The organism is uncultured Brachyspira sp., from assembly GCF_944388875.1.
Classification (GTDB): domain Bacteria; phylum Spirochaetota; class Brachyspiria; order Brachyspirales; family Brachyspiraceae; genus Brachyspira.
In genome coordinates this window covers 13043-32142 of record NZ_CALXKQ010000016.1, presented here as the reverse complement: position 1 = coordinate 32142, position 19100 = coordinate 13043, and the positions used below count along the sequence as shown (strand labels likewise).

At 27.4% G+C, this 19100-nt stretch carries 15 protein-coding genes; 13 read left to right on the top strand and 2 right to left on the bottom strand.

Annotated elements, in window-relative coordinates:
• The first annotated feature begins 101 nt into the window (after positions 1-101).
• From Q0J69_RS09675 to Q0J69_RS09635, 9 genes are all read left to right on the top strand, one after another.
• Positions 102-827, top strand: a complete 726-nt coding sequence (locus Q0J69_RS09675; RefSeq protein WP_297206780.1) for a hypothetical protein — start codon at positions 102-104, stop codon at positions 825-827.
• Positions 828-977: 150 nt separating this feature from the next.
• Positions 978-1787 (top strand): undecaprenyl-diphosphate phosphatase, encoded by an 810-nt coding sequence (locus tag Q0J69_RS09670; RefSeq protein WP_297206778.1) that lies wholly within the window; start codon positions 978-980, stop codon positions 1785-1787.
• A gap of 21 nt (positions 1788-1808) precedes the next feature.
• On the top strand, positions 1809-5378 hold the full coding sequence (locus Q0J69_RS09665; protein WP_297206776.1) for a DNA translocase FtsK: 3570 nt from the start codon (positions 1809-1811) through the stop codon (positions 5376-5378).
• A 180-nt stretch (positions 5379-5558) separates the two neighbouring features.
• Positions 5559-6572: a PTS transporter subunit EIIB gene (locus Q0J69_RS09660; RefSeq protein WP_297206774.1), complete on the top strand. Its 1014-nt coding sequence runs from the start codon at positions 5559-5561 to the stop codon at positions 6570-6572.
• A 220-nt stretch (positions 6573-6792) separates the two neighbouring features.
• Positions 6793-7890, top strand: coding sequence for an ABC transporter ATP-binding protein (locus Q0J69_RS09655; protein ID WP_297206772.1), 1098 nt, complete (start codon positions 6793-6795; stop codon positions 7888-7890).
• Between the two features lie 135 nt (positions 7891-8025).
• Positions 8026-9918, top strand: a complete 1893-nt coding sequence (locus Q0J69_RS09650) for a hypothetical protein (protein WP_297206770.1) — start codon at positions 8026-8028, stop codon at positions 9916-9918.
• Between the two features lie 2 nt (positions 9919-9920).
• A complete protein-coding gene (locus tag Q0J69_RS09645; protein WP_297206768.1) occupies positions 9921-11069 on the top strand; it encodes a hypothetical protein in 1149 nt (382 codons plus the stop codon).
• Positions 11070-11116: 47 nt separating this feature from the next.
• Positions 11117-11815, top strand: coding sequence for a hypothetical protein (locus tag Q0J69_RS09640; RefSeq protein ID WP_297206766.1), 699 nt, complete (start codon positions 11117-11119; stop codon positions 11813-11815).
• Between the two features lie 11 nt (positions 11816-11826).
• On the top strand, positions 11827-12513 hold the full coding sequence (locus tag Q0J69_RS09635) for a hypothetical protein (RefSeq protein WP_297206764.1): 687 nt from the start codon (positions 11827-11829) through the stop codon (positions 12511-12513).
• 61 nt (positions 12514-12574) lie between these two features.
• Here Q0J69_RS09635 and Q0J69_RS09630 read toward each other — a convergent pair whose 3' ends face one another.
• Together Q0J69_RS09630 and Q0J69_RS09625 are read right to left on the bottom strand one after the other, a co-directional pair.
• Positions 12575-13582: an aldose epimerase family protein gene (locus Q0J69_RS09630; protein WP_297206762.1), complete on the bottom strand. Its 1008-nt coding sequence runs from the start codon at positions 13580-13582 to the stop codon at positions 12575-12577.
• Between the two features lie 313 nt (positions 13583-13895).
• Positions 13896-14291, bottom strand: coding sequence for a secondary thiamine-phosphate synthase enzyme YjbQ (locus Q0J69_RS09625; protein WP_297206760.1), 396 nt, complete (start codon positions 14289-14291; stop codon positions 13896-13898).
• Between the two features lie 205 nt (positions 14292-14496).
• Between Q0J69_RS09625 and Q0J69_RS09620 the strand changes: the two genes are divergently transcribed.
• The 4 genes from Q0J69_RS09620 (at position 14497) to Q0J69_RS09605 (ending at position 19081) form a co-directional block, all read left to right on the top strand.
• Positions 14497-15885 carry a TldD/PmbA family protein gene (locus Q0J69_RS09620; protein ID WP_297206758.1) on the top strand — a complete coding sequence of 463 codons (1389 nt, stop codon included), beginning with the start codon at positions 14497-14499 and terminating at the stop codon, positions 15883-15885.
• A 2-nt stretch (positions 15886-15887) separates the two neighbouring features.
• Positions 15888-17240, top strand: coding sequence for a TldD/PmbA family protein (locus Q0J69_RS09615; RefSeq protein WP_297206756.1), 1353 nt, complete (start codon positions 15888-15890; stop codon positions 17238-17240).
• Between the two features lie 96 nt (positions 17241-17336).
• Complete coding sequence (locus tag Q0J69_RS09610; RefSeq protein ID WP_297206754.1) at positions 17337-18134, top strand: transketolase; 798 nt, start codon at positions 17337-17339, stop codon at positions 18132-18134.
• 29 nt (positions 18135-18163) lie between these two features.
• Positions 18164-19081, top strand: a complete 918-nt coding sequence (locus tag Q0J69_RS09605; protein WP_297206752.1) for a transketolase family protein — start codon at positions 18164-18166, stop codon at positions 19079-19081.
• Positions 19082-19100 lie beyond the last annotated feature (19 nt).

Here is a 19100-nt window from a genome sequence, read left to right as displayed (position 1 = left end):
TTTTACATTTCGTATTTTTTAGTAAAAAATATTTACTTTTTCTTGACATTTTGTTTACAATATATTATAATATAATTATAATATAAAACATGGGAGATATTATGAAAAAGGTATCTATTATAATTAGTATAATTTTTTTAACTCATATATCAAACCTCTTTGCAGATTTTAATGCAGGAATAGGTTTGTATATACCTCTTGGTGCATCTATTTCGCAAAGCTATCAGGACTATAGATTAGGTGTTAATAATAATGAGGGAAAGCTGACAACAGGTGCAGGTTTTGAATGGGGAGTAGGAATAACTCCTGGAATATATAATGGATTTGATGATTATATGGGATTTTCTTTAGCATTGGATATAGCTTATCACAGAGATGTATATTCATATAAAGAAAGCAAAGCAGCAGGTGCTGGAGGAGCATATCAGACTGTTAATACTTCATATTATTTTGACAGCTTGGTTATTGGTATTTTACCTAAATTCAATATTGCTAAATTCTTTATAGGATTAGGTGCAGGGGTAAAAATTCCTTTAGCAGGAGGAGAATCAACACAAAATTATAATACTCAGTATAGCCAATTTGAAAATGCTAATTATTATTACAATTTAAGTTCTTTAAAAAGTAAATATGCAAGCTCTGTAATACCTTATATAAAACTTACTTTGGATTATTTATTTTTCTTCAGTGATGATAGTGCTTTGGGAATAGGATTTTATGCTGGATATGATTTCGGACCGAAGATTAATGATTCAAGATTTACTAAAAATGATTTAGGTGCTGTTGATTTGGGAGGACAAATAAGTTTCTATTTCGTTGACAATTAATTTTATTGATATTTTATTCATAAGAATAATGACAGGCTTGAATTGAGGTCTGTCATTTTTTTATGTATAAGTTTACATAATTTTTTTATATTGTTTTTTTTAAACTATCCGAGAATTATTACAGTATTATGTAAACAATGGGGTAGTTTAATGCTTAAAGCTGTAATATTAGGTTTAGTGCAGGCTGTAACGGAATTTTTACCAGTGTCTAGTTCTGGTCATTTAAGAATAATTGAATATTTTATTAATTATCATGCAGAAAACATATTATCATTTGAAGTAGCTCTTCATTTTGGCACATTTTTGGCTACTTGCCTTATATTTTATAAAGATATTATTAAAGCTATAACAGGTTTTTTTAAAGGATTAAAAGATGTAAAAAATTCCATCAAAAATGATGAAGGATTTAGAACATCTATTATGGTAATTATAGCATCTATACCAGTTGCTGTAGTCGGACCTCTTTTAGAAAAATATTTAAGTAATTTAGAATTACAAAGAATAGGGCTTAATCTTATAATAACAGGATGTATACTTCTTTTAACTAGAAAATTGGATAAAAATACTTACAGCAATGATTCAAAAAATATATTTACAATGACATATTATAATGCATTTGTTATAGGTTTGGCACAGGCTGCTGCTGTTTTTCCAGGTATTTCAAGGTCTGGTATGACTATAAGTGCTGCTTTATTTTTAGGATTAAACAGAGATTTAGCAGGCAGATTTTCATTTTTAATATCGCTTCCTGCTATATTCGGTGCATTTATTCTTTCTATAAAGGATATTGCTGATTTTAATATTACCTATGCTTTGATTGGATTTGTTACGGCATTTGTTTTTGGTATTATAGCATTGAAGTTTTTACTTGTATTTTTAAAGAAAGGTAAACTTTTCTTTTTTGGATTTTACTGCATGATAGTAGGAATGGCAGTTTTTCTATATTTTATAAAAGTGTGATTTTAGTATTGGAGTTTTATTATGCAATTATTTAAAAGAAAATTAACAATACAAAAAAGAGCTGAAGAAAGAGAGATGGAAAATAAATCTTTTGAAGATGAATATGAAAATAGAAATATATTTTTTGATATAGCAGGTTTTTTATGCCTATTATTTTCTGGAATACTTCTGCTTTCATATTTTAGTATGAATATGGAGGATTTAAACTCTGGAAATGGAATAACAAATTTATTAGGTATATTTGGAGCTTATATATCTTCTTATTCTTTTTTGGCATTTGGTTTTTCATCATATATAATACCTGCATTTTTTATGTATGCTGGAGTCAATATTATATTAAAAAACTCTACAGATAAAGTTTTGGTATCTGCATTATCATCATCTATATTAATGATACTGCTTAGCATACTATTGAATATATTTTTAGGAAATTTGGATTTTTATAATAAGGGCGGTATTATGGGAGAGTTTATTGGCGGCTCTTTGGTATCAGTATTTGGCAAGACAGGTGCTGTTATGATAGTTATATCAGCACTTTTAATAACTGCTATAGTATTTACTAAAGTTTCTATAATGGATTTAGTAAATTATTTTAGAAATATGATAAAGAATGTTGATTTAGAAAAAATTAAAAGTATAGAGAAAAAAGTTGTTAATGGAATAAAAGATTTAGAAATAAAGAGTGCTAAAAATGAAGAAAATGATTCTGAAAAAAGTTATACTAAAGATTATCTGCCATTATTTTATGCTAAAGATGTCAGTGAATTAGAGTTTAAAACTGCTCCTTTTATAGAGAAAGCTGATGGAGGATATTATGGTTTTGATGAAAAAAGTTATAGAGAAAAACTATATAAAAAAAATAATTCTATAAATAATTTCTTTAATAAAACGGATGCAGAAAACAAAGAAGTAGATAATATAATTTCAGATTTAAAAAACAATCATTTTACAGGAATTAATGTAAATACAATGGAAACTGAAGAAGAAGATTTAGGATTAACTTTAGCAGAAGCAGTATTTGGAAAGGAGAGAGTGCATAATAATAATTATAATGCTTCTCAATATCAGAGTGCTATGCAAAAAGAGGATGATTTTTATAGAGATTATTATAATGATTTTATCAATAAAAAAAAAAATGAAGATGTAATAAAAGATCATATTGAAGAGCTTGATTATAATATAAATTATTTAAGGAAGTCAGATTTTAAAAGAGCTGCTTATGAGGATTCCGTTGATAATTATGCTAAATATAATGTTGGAGAGAAGTATATAAAAGCTAGATATCAAGAAGAGGATGATGATAGTTTTGAGAAGTTACAAAGACTTGTAGAGGAGAATAAGAGAGAAGATAATAAGCTAGATGAAATAAACGAAATAATTGAAGAAAATAATAATAATGAAGAAGATAATAATAATGTAATAAATGAATTCAATAAGAAATTAGAAGAATTAAATAAAAAGAAAGAAATTTATTCTAGTACATCAAATGAAATAAAGAATAGTAATGAAGAATATGTTTCTGTATATGATAATAAGCCAAAAACATCAGATAATAAAAGGAAGGAGCCTTTTGAATTTGCTATGGGATATGCCTCTAAGAGAGAATATAACAGAGCAGATCATATACCTGATTATAACAATCATTATAATGCAGATGGAAAAATAGATGAATTTGATTTGGATGAAGAAGAACTTTATCATATTAATGATGATGATATAGAAGATGTTAGATTAAAAACTAAAATTAATCATGAGCCTAATAATTATAATATAGATGATGATATGTATGCAGAATATTTAAATAATTTGACGGAGCATAATAAATTAGCAAATAGTGTCAATATTGATGAAAAGCGAGAAAAAGATGAAGAATATATAGAACACACAAAAGAAATAGAAAAAGATGAGAATGTAAATAATGTAAATAAAGAAATAAATACAAAAGAAAATGGTAATGTTTTTGATGATATTTCTCAAAAGAATACTGCATCGGAAGAAGCAGCAGGATTTATAAATATGGAATCTCAAAAAACGATAGATACATTGAATAAGCCTAAAAAAGTTATACTTGGTACTAAAAATATAAAAAATATGGACAGTGAACGTATACAGTCTAATTTTGATACAAAGTATGTTGATAAGCATTATAAACACCCTCCGTTTGATTTACTTAATAGATCCATACCAGTCAATGACGGTGCTATGATGGAATCTATAAAACAAACAGCTATGCAGCTTGAACATACATTATTAGATTTTAATATAGAAGCAAAAGTTACAGGAGTATCAAGAGGACCTGTTATCACAAGATACGAACTTGAAATAGCTTCTGGAATAAGAGTGTCAAAAATATCAAATCTTACAGATAATATTGCTTTGGCATTAGCTTCTGAGAGCGTAAGGATAATAGCTCCAATACCTGGGCGTTCTGTTATAGGAATAGAGATACCTAATAAAGTAAGAAATGCAGTTTTCTTAAGAGATGTATTGGAAAGCAGCGATTTCAGACAATCAAAACTTGATATACCTTTTGTACTAGGAAAAGGAATATATGGAAATAATGTTATATCTGATATGTCGGAAGCTCCTCACTTACTTGTTGCTGGAACTACAGGTTCTGGTAAAAGTGTATGTCTTTCTACTATAATACTTTCACTTTTATATAAATTCAGACCTGATGAACTCAAGTTTATATTTGTAGACAAAAAAAGGGTAGAGCTTTCTATATATAACGGCATACCGCATTTGATGTCGCCTGTAGTGTCCGATGAAAAGAAAGCTACTATAGTATTGAGATATATTGTAGATATAATGGAAAAAAGATATGAGAGAATGGAGAGATTTTTTGTAAGAAATGTTAAGACATATAATGAAAAGGTTAGACAATTACTTAAAGAGGGAGAAACAGAGTTTAACGGAGAGCCTTTAGAGCTATTTCCGTATATAGTTCTTGTTATAGATGAGCTTCATAACTTGATGGTTGTAGCATCAAAAGAAGTTGAAGACTTAATATCACGTTTGGCTGGAATGAGCAGAGCTGTTGGAATACATTTGATAATAGCAACGCAAAGACCTTCTGCTGATGTTGTTACTGGAGTTATAAAAGCTAATTTGCCTACAAGAATAGCATTCCAAGTACCTAACAAAACTAACTCAAGAATTATCATTGATATGTCTGGAGCTGAACAGCTGCTAGGCAAGGGGGATGCTTTATTCTGTGCTTCCGGAAGTCAAATGCCTGATAGAGTGCAGGGAGCTTTTGTATCTGATAATGAAGTTAAAAAGGTTGTTGATTATTTATCTGGGCAGATGTCGCCTATGTTTGATGAGAGCTTGATTGCTGCTTTAGAGGGAAGCGATGCTGATGATAAAAATAGTGATGAAGAGGATATACTTGATGAAGAGCTTTGGGATGATGCTGTTCAATTGGTGGCAAGAACAGGAAAAGCAAGTGCTTCATTCTTACAAAGACGTTTGAAAATAGGGTATAATAGGGCGGCAAGAATAGTAGAGATAATGGAGCGTCAGGGTATAGTAGGACCTGAAAATGGCAGTAAGCCTAGAGAGGTTTTAATTACTTTAGATGAATAGTTAATATTAAAAACTATCAAATATTTATATATATGTTTATACCTATCTTAAAAAGACAGGAGAGTTAAGAAATTAATTCTCTTGTCTTTTATTTTATTAAATAAATTATTTTTATTTAAACTAGAAAAAAATAAATATTATGTTAGTATTATACAGTTATCAAAATTATGAGGGTTAATAATGTTGTTTAATTTATTTAATAAAAAAGAAAAGATTGATAATCATTCCAATGAAGAAGAAATTAGTTTTTTAGTACCATTGCTTGGAGGAAGAGAAAATATTATTAAAGTTAATAATTGTGCTACCAGATTAAGACTTGAGGTAAATGATACTAATAAAATAAATATAGAAGAAATAAAAAAATATTATCCTGCCGTACAAAAAATTAGTGATAAAGAAGTGCATATAGTTGTAGGTACAAATGCGAGTGTTATAGCTGATGTATTAAGAAAAATTATAGTTTCTGATGATAGTTTTTGTAATATGGCATTGATGATTCTTCCATTGCTTGGAGGAAGAGAAAATATTATTAAAGTTAATAATTGTGCTACTAGATTAAGACTTGAAGTAAAAAACGCTGATAAGGTTAATGAGGAAAAATATTATCCTGTAATACAAAAAATAAGTAATACAGAGGTTCATGTAGTAGTTGGTATTAAGGCTTTTGAGCTAGCTGATGAATTATCAAAGATTTTAAATGACTCTGATGCTAATACAGATTATTCTAATAGAGCTTGGTTGCTTATTCCTATGCTTGGAGGAATAGAAAATATAGTAAAAGTAAATAATTGTGCTACTAGATTAAGACTCAATTTAAAAGATGCTAATAAAGTAAATGCTGAAGAAATAAAAAAATATTATCCTGCGGTACAAAAAATAAGTGATACAGAATTGCATATAATAGTTGGTACTTCAGTAAGCGAACTTGCTGAAGATTTAGAAAAATTGTTAGGAAGTCAAACTTTAAAAACATCATTGCTTCTTCCTTTAGTTGGCGGAATTGAAAATATTATTAAAGTTAATAATTGTGCTACCAGATTAAGACTTGAGATTAAAGATGCTGATAAAATAAATATAGAAGAGATAAAAAAATATTATCCTGCTGTAGAGAAAATTAATAATAATGAAGTGCATATAATTGTTGGAACCGATGCCAATTTACTTGCTGATGAGTTTAAAAAATTTGTAATATGATATTTTATATAAAAAATAGACAATTAATGTCTTGACAATATAAAAATACTAAATATACTATAACTTATATACTAAATAGCTTCTTTCAAAAATCATTTTAATACTTATTAATTTTGACTTGTAATGAAGCTTTTATATGTTTTTGTATGGAACCAATAACAATAAAATAATCTGCTATTATTAGTAGTATTTTATAAATTATTACAAAAGGAAGGGAATTATGTCTAGTATTAAATTTGAACATATTAGAAAAGTATATGACAATAATGTAGAGGTTGTTAAAGATTTTAGTTTGGATATAGACGATAAGGAATTTGTCATTTTGGTAGGACCTTCAGGATGCGGTAAATCTACAACACTTCGTATGATAGCTGGTCTTGAAGATATAACAGACGGCAAGCTGTATATAGGAGATAGATTGGTTAATGATGTTGCTCCTAAGGATAGAGATATAGCTATGGTTTTTCAGAATTATGCTTTGTATCCTCACATGTCAGTATTTAAGAATATGGCTTTTGGTTTAGAATTAAGAAAAACCCCTAAAGAAGAAATAAAGAAACGTGTAGAATGGGCTGCTAAAGTTCTTGATATAGCACATTTACTAGACAGAAAACCTAAAGCACTTTCAGGAGGACAGCGTCAAAGGGTTGCTTTGGGAAGAGCCATGGTGAGAAATCCGTCAGTGTTTTTATTAGATGAACCTTTATCCAACCTTGATGCCAAATTGAGAGTTCAAATGCGTACTGAATTAATTAAACTTCATAAACAGCTTCAAACTACTTTTGTATATGTTACGCATGACCAAGTTGAGGCCATGACTATGGGTACTAGAATTGTTGTTATGAAAGATGGAGATATTATGCAAGTTGATGATGCTAAAACTCTTTACAACAGTCCTAAAAATTTATTTGTAGCTGGGTTTATTGGTGCTCCTCAGATGAATTTTATTAATGCGGTAGTTAATAAAAATAACGGCAAATGGCATGCTAATTTTGATAGGTATGATATTGAATTAAATAATGACAGAATATCGAAACTGGATGATTCTTACAATGGAAAAGAAGTTATACTCGGAATAAGACCTGAGAATGTTATACTGCATAAAGATAAGTCTGAAAATTTAATAGAAGCTATAATTGATGTTATAGAGATGATAGGTTCTGAAAGTTATTTATATATGAATTTTGGAAACTCTCAAATAACGATACGTATTAATAGTTCTGATGATTATGAGAGAGATCAGCATGCTTTCATGGAATTTGATTTAAATAGACTTCATATTTTTGATAAAGATACTGAACAAAATCTTTTAATATAATAAATATCTTTTTAATATAAATAGGACTGGGTATTATTTTAATACTTAGTCCTATTTTTTATCCTTTAAAATTATCTATACTTGTAAAAAAGTATTTTATATATATAATAATACAAATATTTTGTTGGGGTTTTTATGTTTAAAAATTTCTTTTATATTATTTCTATTATTACTATATTAGTTTTTTACGGATGCAATGGAAATGAAAACAATAATGATATTGAAAAAGAAAATTTAAGTTTAAATAATGGTAAAAAGAAGTATACATATTTTTTTGATATGAAATATGTTTATAAAGCTGTAAGAACGGATAAAAATAATTTCAGCAATGCACTCAGCAATTATTATCAGGATGAAGTTTACAGTAATATATTAAATAGAAATAGAGATTTCCTTAACAAAAAACTTGTAGGGGATAATGATATTAAAAAATATTCTATAGATTTTATATCTAATGCATATCATAATAGATATGAAGCTAAAATAGACAGTTTTGATTTGTATGGCGAGGATTTCACTTCATATTATGCATATGAATATGTATATGTTGAAAGGAATTTGGCTTTGAAGAAGGCTAGAGATTTGCTTCTAAATATAAAAAATAAAGATGCTGATATTTATTTTGCTTTATTTTTATCTCATCTAGCTACTGATTCATTGTATTGCTTTTCTGATATGCAGAAATATATAAAAGAATGGAAAAAATCAGGAGGAACTAATATCAATATGATAATTGGTATTGTAAATGAACATGAAAATATAAATGAAGTTTATTCCAACAAAATGAATTTAATCAATTATATAATTGATTCTCCTGAAGATTTAAAAGTTGAGCAATTAATAGCTGATGCTTATGAGAAGAAATTTTTGAAATATATATCTAAGGATAGCGGATATTTAGATATTTATAATGAAAATAATTATAATATCTCTTCTATAATTTATGAAGGAACAGCACATATTTCATATATTGGAGTTGTAAAGGATATTGTAAATACGAATATAATGAATGAATATGTTAGAACGTATATTACTGGAAATAGAGCATACAATTATGAGAATTTTTATAATATTGAAAATTCATCTCCAAAAGAAAAATATGATGAAACTTCTGATTTATATTTTTTGGAGTTTAATAAAAACACATTTATTTATTCTATTTATGAAGATAAGTTAAAAGAAATATATTATTTTAATCCAAAGTTTATAAAAAATACAAGATATGCTTCTTATGAAACAGAAGAAACATTCAATTTTAGATTAGGTGATGATAGGAAATTAAATTCGGATAATATTAAATACATAAAAGCTAATGATTTAAAAAATTTTGCTAATAATTCAAAGTTCATATCATCAGACGGAAAGTTTAATGCAGATGAGTATGCTGAGTATTTATATGATATATTATATTTTCCTATATATTATCCTAAATTTTTCTTATGCGATATAAATAATGACGGTAAGGATGATATAATGCTTACAGGTACTTATGAGCATTCTGGAGGAAGAGGAGGTACAGCTTCATATACTGTAGTTTTGAAGGATAATTTGGAATTGGATTTAGAAAGTGCTTTGGGAAAATCTTTGAATGGAAGCAGCAGGCAGGGGTTGAATACATATCAAAAAGTATATTCAGAAAATGGAAAAAATAAAATACTTCTTATTGATATGGATGCCAATATGTATCAGGATATTTTCTCTGAAAATGGAGTTGTTAATGTAGATGAGTTTTCTTATAAAACTTATAAATTTAAGCCTAAATTATTATGGAAAGAATCAATGCTTGATGAAGTTTTAAAAACAGATGCTGGTTTTGACATGTCAAAAGCGGCTAATGATTCTGAAAGAGCTATAATATCTGATAAAACCTTGAGAATTGCAGATAAACTTATAGGAAATGAACTTGAAAAAGCTAATGATGATAAAAAAGATGAAATAAGTTCAAAGATGAATGCTATTGAAGATAAGCATGGAGATATAATTCAGATAGAAAATGAGATGCTTAATATATTGGGTATAGATAATTAATAGTGAATAACGATATCAATAAAAATAATACAAATACTATTGCTTATAAAAATATAGTTAGAAATTTTAATATTATTATAGGCATTAGTTTTATAATGATTATATCTGTTATATACATCATATCTATATTTAGTATTAATATTCCAAGTTTAAATTCTAATATTGATTTAGCTTTATTAGAAAATATAATTGGAGAAAGTTTTGTATTTTATATAAAAATATTATTTTCTTTTTTAATTCCATTAAGCATTTTTATATTTATTTTTCTTTTTGTTCTTAATCCAGTTAGTCTTAAATCAATATTAATATCATTTGTATTAATATTTTTAACAGCATTTTATTTATATAAACTTGATTATAATATATTGGTTTATCCTCTAGATAATTTGAATGCTTTTATTAAATTGATAGTTCATATTGTATCTGCTAATTTTATTATGCTTTTTATAGCTGGAATGTCTTATATAAGATATGATATTAAAAAACTTTATATTTTATCTGATTTTTATACTATGATCGCTGAAATTATTATATGGACTTTTTTAATATTTTTTATAATCTCTTTAATATTCATTTCAATATTTGCTTTTTTTTATTTTAATGGAAAAATAGAATTAAAAAGACTTATTATATTTTTTATAAGAAACGATATGAAAAATTTAAAAATCATTTTATCTATTTTTGTTGTTTTAAAAACTTGTATAATATATTTTTCTTATGTGATTTATAGCATAATGCTTAATACTAAATTGTCAATTAATGTTTCTAGGGTATTAGCTTTATTTATAAGTGCTGCGTCAATTTTGATTATGAAATATTATAGATATTCAAATTTTTTATTATTGATATGTATTATATTTCTATCATTGTTTTTATTGAATATGTTTTTATTTAGGATAGATAAAGATCATAATAAAGTATGTTTTATAATATATATTGCTTCAAATATAATAGGAACTATATTTGGTTTATTCTGTTTAAAAAGAACTATAGAAATATTTTCTGATATATTTTTAATTATATTTAATGTAATGATAATTATTAACTTTATTTATAATATAGTGCTTGCTTCTATAAATAGATATAGGAAATTTTTATTTTTGTATAATTATTTTTATATTATATTTTTAATAATACTGTTATTTTATTGACTTTTATTATATTTGTATTATACTATATATGGGTACAAAGAGGTATTATGAAATTAACAATAAAGCTATTTTTAACAATTTTTTTTATATTTATAATTCCATTTTATAATTTAAATGCTGCTAGACTTGCATTAGGGTTTACAAGCCAATTTGCACTAAGCGGAGCTAATACAAATGCATCAAAAATATTCCCATCAGGCTTTAGAGATTTTGATTCTGGATTTGCATTTTCTATAGGAATTAATCAGCCTATTTCATCATCATCTGTTTCTTTATCATTGCTTCTTGATTTGGGATATTATCATGATTCTTATGATCTTAAATATACCATACAAGGAAAAAGAGCAACAGAAAATTATCAATTTGAAAGTTTTTTAATTGGAGGATATGCTAGATTTAATTTCAACTTTATATCATTAGGTGCAGGCGGAGGTGTAAAAATACCAGGTTCCGCTGTGTACAGATTGGATTCTTATGATAAATATAGATTCTACAGATTTAGTTTTGGAGATTTGAGCGATATATTTGAGAGTGCAGTTATACCTTATTTGAGATTTTCTATTGATTTTAGTATATTTAATTATTGGTTAATAGGAGTATATGCTAATTATGATTTTCCGCTTCATTTTCAGTATGATAACTATATAAGCGATTCAATTATTAATAAGGATTCTATGAGTGCATTTGATATAGGTATTCAATTTGGATATTATGTTAACATTAATTTTGATAAATATAATAATTAGGAGTATTATTTATGAAAAATAGATTTTTTTCATTAACTTTTATTTTATTTTTATTGCTATCTATTAATAGCCTATATGCTGCAGATTTTGTTGCAGGTTTTGTAGGACGTTTTGGTGCGAGCAGTGCTACAACTGATAGAAGCAAAATATTTACTTCAGATTTTAGGGCTTTTGAAAGTTCTTTTTCTTTTCAGCCAGGAATATTTTGGGGATATGATGATACTTTATCAACGGCTTTATTATTTGATATAGGATATAATAAAGATGTATACGAAATAAAATATAATAATGCAGATGAAAAAAGAGTTGTTGAAAATTATAAATTTAATAGTTTATCATTAGGTATTTTTCCAAGATTAAATATAGGATTTTTCTCTATAGGAGTAGGAGGAGGAATAAAATTACCTTTATCAATGACTTATAGTTCCAAAGGCAGAGGAGATTCAAGTAAATACCGTTTTGATTTTGGAGATATAAAAGACTCTTTTGAAACTTTTTATATACCTTATGTAAAAGTATCAGCAGATTTTTTGGTAAAAACTAAGAGAAAATTTATGCTTTCATTTGGAATATATGCTAATTATGATTTTCCTATAGATGTAAGTAAAAATGGAATATTAAAGGACTTTACTATTAATCAGGATTCTTTAGCATCATTTGATATAGGTTTCCAATTTGGAATGTATTTTATAAGTTAAATAAAAAATATATATATTATAAAGGGCTTGAATAAAAGCCCTTTTTTATTAATTTCATTTTTTAAATTAAACCGAATTTATATATTGTTCTATGATTATATTCTCTGTCTGGATAAAGTATTATGCTTGGAAAATGATTAAAATTGAGAGAACATGAAAAATATTGAGCTTCCAAACAAAATGCCTCATGTTTATTAAGAACTTGATTTCTCACTTTTAAATTATTTAAATAATTAGCAGTATAAAATAATATAGAAGGCATTGTAGTAAAAACTTCCAAACTTATTGAGCTTTTTCTTGATATTACTTTAACTCTTTGTTTGTTTATATCATTATCATCAAATATAAAGCAGTTATCGCATCCATTTTTGGATTTTATTATATCATCCATTTTTTTTGATACGGTGAAATCATAAGGAGTATTTTTAGTTCTAAGTATCTCGCCTGATGTTATACCATTTTCATCATCACCTAAATAGTATTTGGAATCTATAAATATTTCATGTTCATTTATTTTCCCCTCTCCATTTAAATTAAAGTATGAATGATTCATAATATTTAAAGGAGTTGGCTTATCTGTTGTTGCTATATAATCTATTATCAATTCATTTTCTTCTGTAATAGTATATTTTACTATTAAGTTTACATTTCCTGGATAACCTTCCTCTCCGTCTTTTGAAGCATAAGAAAATAGTACTTCATTATCTTTTTTCTGAATTGAATTATATATAACATAAGAAAGTCCATTGATACCGCCATGAGTATGGTCTGGTGATTTATTAGGAGTTATATTATACTCTTTATCATCTATTTTGAATTTGGCATTCATTGTACGTCCTGCCACTCTGCCTACAGTTGCTCCCATGTGTCCATTTTTTGCCTTATCAGTATAAAATTCTATATCATCAGAACCAAATGCTACTTCAACTTCATTATTGTTCTTATCTTTAAAGAAGATACCAGTTATAGAAGCACCTACTTCTGCTAATTTTACTTTCAATCCATTACTATTTTCTAATGTATATAGAAATGAATTTTTTCCAAAATCCTCTTTTTTTGATTTGAACATATTAATATCCTTAAAGTAATTTATGCAGTTATTATATACTATTTTTTATTTTTTATATATATACAAAAAATAAATATTTTTTAAAATACATATAATGGGTATATTGACAATTATATAATTTTGTATATACTATTAAGTATATGTATAAAGGATAGGTGATGTGATTAATAATAGAGCTAATTAGTTTAATTAGTAATTTTATAAAAAATAAATTCTTACAGAAGAAAAAATCTTAAACAGCAGTTAATCGGCATTTAATATAATAGATTTATCCCTGAACAGATAGTGAGGAGCAAGTTATTCTCCTCACTATTTATTTTCCAATAATTTGTATATGCACTTTTCTATTTCTAGCACCATCAAATTCAAAGAAGTATATATCCTGCCAAGTGCCTAATACTATTTTAGAATTTTCTATTATAACGGTAAGGCTTGGAGATACTAATGATGATAAAACATGAGCCTGTGAATTACCTTCCGAATGCTCATAATTATCATGCTGAGGTACTAATTTATTAAAAGCATTCTTCATATCAAAAACTACATCAGGATCGGCATTCTCATTTATTCCTACAGCAGCAGTAGTATGAGGAACAAATATTACGGCAATTCCATTTTGTATTTTCTCTTCATTTACGCATCTTTGAACTTCATTTGTAATATCAACTATATCAAATCTTGATTTTGTTTTTACATTAATGGTATACATTTATTATATCCTTTATTTTATTATACTTAATACTATATGATAATTATATGATTGTCAATTGATTATTTTTTTCATAAAATGTATAATTAATAATAGTATTCTTTTTTTATTAAAAAATAAATATTAATAGATAAATATTATCAAATTTTTATATATTATATAAAATATGATAAAATTGTTTAAAATTAAAAAAATAGGAGGATTAATGAAATATTTTAGTTTTAATGAGAATTTCCTTCATACTGTTTTGGAGGAGGCTTTAAAAAATGGCGGAGAATATGCTGATTTATTTTTTGAAGATACTAAAATTAATTCTGTAAGCTATTTAGATTCTAAAGTTGATGATATGAATTTGGGTATTAATTATGGAGTTGGATTAAGGGTAATATCTGATAAAAAGACAATATATCTATATTCTAACGATACAAGAGATGAGAGCTTAATTAATTTGGCTAAAAGTGCAGCTTCGGTTGTGAATAATAAAAAATATATAATTAATAATTTTATTGAGTCAAAAGAAAATAATAATCATCCTTTGCATATAGACCCTTTTTCTATTAAATTTGATGAAAAAATAGATGTTCTTTCATATTTAGATAAAACTGCGAGAGGCGTTTCTGATAAGATAAAACAGGTTAGTGCCAGATATAATGAGAAGCAGAGAAATATTTTAGTATGTACTAGCAAAGGCATTATTAGGGAGGATTCTCAAACTTATATAAGACTTGTTATGATGTCGATGGCATCAGATGGTTCTAATACTCAGACCGCCAGCAGAACTAGGGGAGCTTTAGACGGATATCAAGTAATAAAAGATATTGATTTGGAGAATATGGCTAAAGAAACGGCTAATTCTGCAATAAAAATGCTTGATTCTAAATATCCTAAATCAGGAAAATATCCTGTTGTAATAGATAATGCATTCGGAGGTGTAATATTCCATGAGGCTTGCGGACATGCTTTGGAGGCTACGGCAGTTGCTGATAATGCAAGTGTTTTTTGCAATAAGTTAGGCGAGAAAATAGCATCAGATGTAGTTACTGCTATTGATGACGGAACTATAAAGAATGCTTGGGGAAGTTATAATATTGATGATGAAGGAAATGATGCTCAGAGAACTGTATTAATAGAAAAAGGTGTATTAAAAAGCTATTTAGTCGATGAGCTTGGTTCTATGAAGATGAATCAGAATATTACAGGGAGTGCAAGAAGAGAGAGTTATAAGTATCCTCCTACATCAAGAATGAGAAATACATTTATAGATAAAGGTAATTCAAGTTTTGATGATTTAATTTCTGGTATAGAGTACGGACTTTATGCTAAAAAAATGGGAGGAGGTTCTGTTGATCCTGCAACTACCGATTATAATTTTGCTGTTTCTGAAGGTTATTTGATAGAGAAGGGAAAGATTACAGAGCCAGTGAGGGGAGCTACACTTATAGGACGCGGAGATGAAACTTTGATGAATATTGAAGCTGTATCTTCTAATTTGGAATTGGCTGATGGAATATGCGGAAGCGTATCAGGGTCTGTGCCTACAACTGTGGGACAGCCTGCTATAAGGGTTAAAGAGCTTACTGTGGGAGGCAGATAATAATGTCTGATAATCTAAATGTATTAAAAGAAATTTATGAATCGGTTAAAAACAAAGCTAAAGATATTGAACAGATAGAATTATATATGTCTAAAAGTGCTGAAGAAGAGTTTATTGTTAGAGAAAGGGATTTAGATAAATATACATTTGCAGAATCTGGAGGAATAGGTTTAAGACTTATAAATAATGGAAAGGTTGGTATAAGTTTTACTGAAAAAATTAATTCTAATGAGTCTATTGAAATTCTTGTTAATAATGCTAAAAGTTCTTTAAATTATGCTGCATCTGAGCCTGATTTCAATGTATTAATAGAAAATGATGAAGATAGTAATAAAAGCTATGATATGATTAATAATGACATAGTTAATTTATCAAGCGATGAATTAAAAAAAATATCACTCTCAATAGAGGATAAATTATATTCATTGGATAAAAGAATAGTCAATGTTCCGTCAGCAGGATTAGCAAGGTATAATTTTGCCAAATGCATAATTAACAGCAATGGAATATGCAAAGAGGAAAAGAAAAACAGCATATCATATTATGCTGAAGTTATAGCAAAGGATTCTGATACCATAAAAACTTTTTTTGATTTTTATTCATCTGTTAATGCTGTATTTGATGTTAATCCTTTTACAAAAAAAATTGCAGATAATGCTGTAAGTAAATTGAGTGCCAAGCCTATAAGCAGCGGAAAGTATAAAACAGTATTCACAAGCAAAGCAATGAGAACTATTATAGGTGCATATTTAGGATTATTTTCATCAGAAGCTGTACAGAAAAAATTATCTCTTCTTCAAGGAAAATTAAATCAAAAAATAGCAAGTGATATAATAAATATTAAAGATATACCAGTATTTGATAAGGGATTGGCTAATACACATTTTGACGGTGAGGGTTCTTCTACAAAAGATTTGAATATAATAAGCAATGGAATATTAAACAATTATTTATATAATAATTATACTGCTAGAAAAGATAATATAAAAACAACTTCTCATGCTTCAAGGAGTTTTAAGTCATCAATAGGAATATCATGCCATAATTTTATTTTGGAGAATGGAATTAATACACAAGATGAATTAATTTCTCAAGTTAAAGACGGTATATTAGTAAATTCTCTTACTGGCACTCATTCAGGAGTTAATGCCATAAGCGGGGATTTTTCTTTGCAGGCAGAAGGAATAAAAATAGAAAACGGAAGATTATCTTATACAGCAAGTCCTTTTATTGTTTCGGGAAATATATTAGATTTTTTGAGCAGTGTAGAGATGCTTGCAAATGATACTGATTATAATCATTCATCTATTTATACGCCTAGTGCTTTGATTAAAGAACTTTCATTTGCTTCATAAAATATCATTACAGTATGATGATAAATACATGTTTGACAATATTATATTTTTGTAGTATCATATTTGCGAAAAATTTATATTATATAAGGAATTATTATGTCTTCTTTAAATACTCAAATAAGAAAAGATATAGTAAGTATGGTTTATAATGCCAATTCAGGACATATAGGCGGATCTCTGTCATTGGTTGAGATAATGCATACACTATATTTTAAGATTATGAATATAGACCCTAAAAATCCAAATATGGAAGGCAGGGACATACTTATAATGTCTAAAGGACATGCCTCTGCTGTACTTTATTCTACATTAGCACATAGAGGATATTTTCCAGTAGATGAGCTTATGACTTATAGAAAATTAGGTTCAAGACTTCAGGGACACCCAGATAAAAAGCATTTAGAAGGTGTTGAGGCTTCTACAGGTTCTCTTGGTCAGGGAGTTTGTATAGCATTGGGCGTTGCTTTAGGCTATAAACTGGACAAAAAGAACGGTAAAATATTTGCTATTGCAGGAGACGGAGAAGCACAAGAGGGTACTTTCTGGGAATCTGCTATGGCTGCTGCTAATTATAAATTGGATAATTATACTCTTATAATAGACTGGAACGGTTTACAGATTGATGGAAAGAATGATGAGGTTATGAGTTTAGGCGATTTAGAAGCTAAAATGAAAGCATTTGGTTTTGAAACTTATGTTGTTGATGGACACAATGAGGCTGAACTTGAGGAGGTATTTAATAAAAAGGTATCAGGAAAACCTAAATGTGTTATGGCTAAAACTGTTAAAGGAAAAGGAGTTTCATTTATGGAAAATGCTGTAGGCTGGCATGGAAAAGCTCCTAATAAAGAAGAGTATGAAAAGGCTATGGAAGAGTTGAATAAACTTGATTAAAAAAATTATAAAATTGAGGAATAAGTGCTATGGAAAAAAAGGCAATAAGAAATGCTTATGGCGAGGCATTAAAACGTCTTGGAGAAATAAATAAAAATGTAGTAGTTTTAGATGGCGATTTATCAGGTTCTACTATGACAAAAACTTTTAAATCTGCTTTTCCAGATAGATTTTTTAATATGGGAATAGCAGAACAAAATATGATGGGAGCAGCTGCAGGACTTGCTATAGATGGTAAAATACCTTTTGCTTCTACTTTTGCTATGTTTGGTGCTGGAAGAGCTTTTGAAATAATTAGAAACTCTATTTGCTATCCTAAACTAAATGTTAAAGTTGCTGTTACTCATGCAGGAATATCTGTAGGAGAGGATGGTGCAAGCCATCAGTCAATAGAAGATATATCTCTTATGCGTTCTATACCTAATATGACAGTAATTGTTCCATGCGATGCTGTTGAGGCTGAGAAGGCTGTATTTGCTGCTGCTGAATTTAACGGACCTTGTTATTTAAGAATGGCTAGACCTGCTACAAATATTATAACTAATAATGATACTCCTTTTAAAATTGGAAAAGCTAATGTATTAAGAGAAGGTAAAGATATATGTATATTTGCTGCGGGTATAGTTGTACCAGAGGCTTTGGAGGCTGCTCAAATGGCTGAAAAAGATGGTGTATCTGTTACAGTTGTCAATATTCATACTATTAAGCCTATAGATAGAGATATTATTGTTGAAATGGCTAAAAAGCATAAAAAATTAATTAGTGTAGAAGAACATTCCATTATAGGAGGGCTTGGATCTGCTGTATCTGAAGTGCTTACTGATGAATATCCTAGTAAATTAATAAGACTTGGAATAAAAGATACATTCGGAGAATCAGGAACTGTTAATGAACTTATGAATAAATATAAATTGAATGCTGCTTCTATATACGAAGCTTTAAAATAATAAATTAAAAAAATTATAA